At 68.0% G+C, this 1,473-nt stretch carries 2 protein-coding genes; both read left to right on the top strand.

What is annotated here, in order from left to right; all coding sequences use genetic code 11:
• A partial coding sequence (locus tag ACFY3J_RS38800) for a DUF3459 domain-containing protein (RefSeq protein ID WP_390842888.1) occupies positions 1 to 599 on the top strand: 599 nt, incomplete at its 5' end.
• A partial coding sequence (locus ACFY3J_RS38795; RefSeq protein WP_390842886.1) for an alpha-amylase family glycosyl hydrolase occupies positions 596 to 1,473 on the top strand: 878 nt, incomplete at its 3' end. The genes ACFY3J_RS38800 and ACFY3J_RS38795, both read left to right, overlap by 4 nt.

Below are 1,473 nucleotides of genomic sequence, written 5' to 3'. Positions count from 1 at the left end.
CCCCCGACATCCTGCACGCCTACCTCCAGCACGGCGGCCGCCCCGCCTTCGAGGTCCGCGCCGTCCTGGCCGCCACCCTCGCCCCCTCCTGGGGCATCTACAGCGGCTACGAACTGTGCGAGAACACCCCGCTCAAACCCGGCAGCGAGGAATACCTCGACTCGGAGAAGTACCAGCTCAAACCCCGCGACTGGACAGCCGCCGCACGCGAGGGCCGCACCATCGCCCCCCTCATCACCAGGCTCAACGACATCCGCCGCCGCCACCCCGCGCTGCACCGCCTGCGCAATCTGCGCTTCCACGCGACCGACAACGACGCCGTGATCGCCTACAGCAAGAGCGAGGGGCAGGACACGGTCGTCGTGGTCGCCAACCTCGACCCCCACCACACCCAGGAGGCCACGGTCTCGTTGGACATGCCGCAACTCGGCCTGGACTGGCACGAGTCGATGCCGGTGCGCGACGAGCTCACCGGTGAGACCCACCACTGGGGCAGGGCCAACTACGTACGTCTGGTACCAGGCGAACGGCCCGCGCACGTGCTCCATGTCCAGCGATCGTCCACTTCTCCCGAGATCGGAAGGCCTCCAGCGCCATGACTGTCAACGAGCCCGTCCCCGACATCTTCGAGGACGCCCCGGCCAGGGACCGGGACCCGGAGTGGTTCAAGCGTGCCGTGTTCTACGAGGTCCTCGTCCGCTCCTTCCAGGACAGCAACGGCGACGGCGTCGGCGACCTGAAGGGCCTGACCGCCAAGCTCGACTATCTCCAGTGGCTCGGCGTCGACTGCCTGTGGCTGCCGCCCTTCTTCAAGTCCCCGCTGAGGGACGGCGGCTACGACGTGTCCGACTACGCCGCCGTGCTCCCGGAGTTCGGCGACCTGGCCGACTTCGTGGAGTTCGTCGACGCCGCCCACCAGCGCGGCATGCGCGTGATCATCGACTTCGTCATGAACCACACCAGCGACCAGCACCCGTGGTTCCAGGAGTCCCGCAAGGACCCCGACGGTCCCTACGGCGACTTCTACGTGTGGGCCGACGACGACAGGGGCTATCCGGACGCCCGCATCATCTTCGTCGACACCGAGACCTCGAACTGGACCTTCGACCCGGTCCGCGGCCAGTACTACTTCCACCGGTTCTTCTCCCACCAGCCGGACCTCAACTACGAGAGTCCCGCGGTGCAGGAGGAGATCCTGGCCGCCCTGCGCTTCTGGCTGGACCTGGGCATCGACGGGTTCCGGCTGGACGCGGTCCCGTACCTCTACGCCGAAGAGGGCACCAACTGCGAGAACCTGCCCGCGACCCACGCCTTCCTCAAGCGGGTGCGGCGCGAGATCGACCGGATGTTCCCGGACACCGTGCTGCTGGCGGAGGCGAACCAGTGGCCGGAGGACGTCGTCGACTACTTCGGCGACTACGCCGCCGGCGGCGACGAGTGCCACATGGCCTTCCACTTCCCCGTCATGCCCCG

This window comes from Streptomyces sp. NPDC001231 (assembly GCF_042896885.1).
Lineage (GTDB): Bacteria > Actinomycetota > Actinomycetes > Streptomycetales > Streptomycetaceae > Streptomyces.
This window is presented reverse-complemented; position numbering and strand designations above follow the sequence as displayed.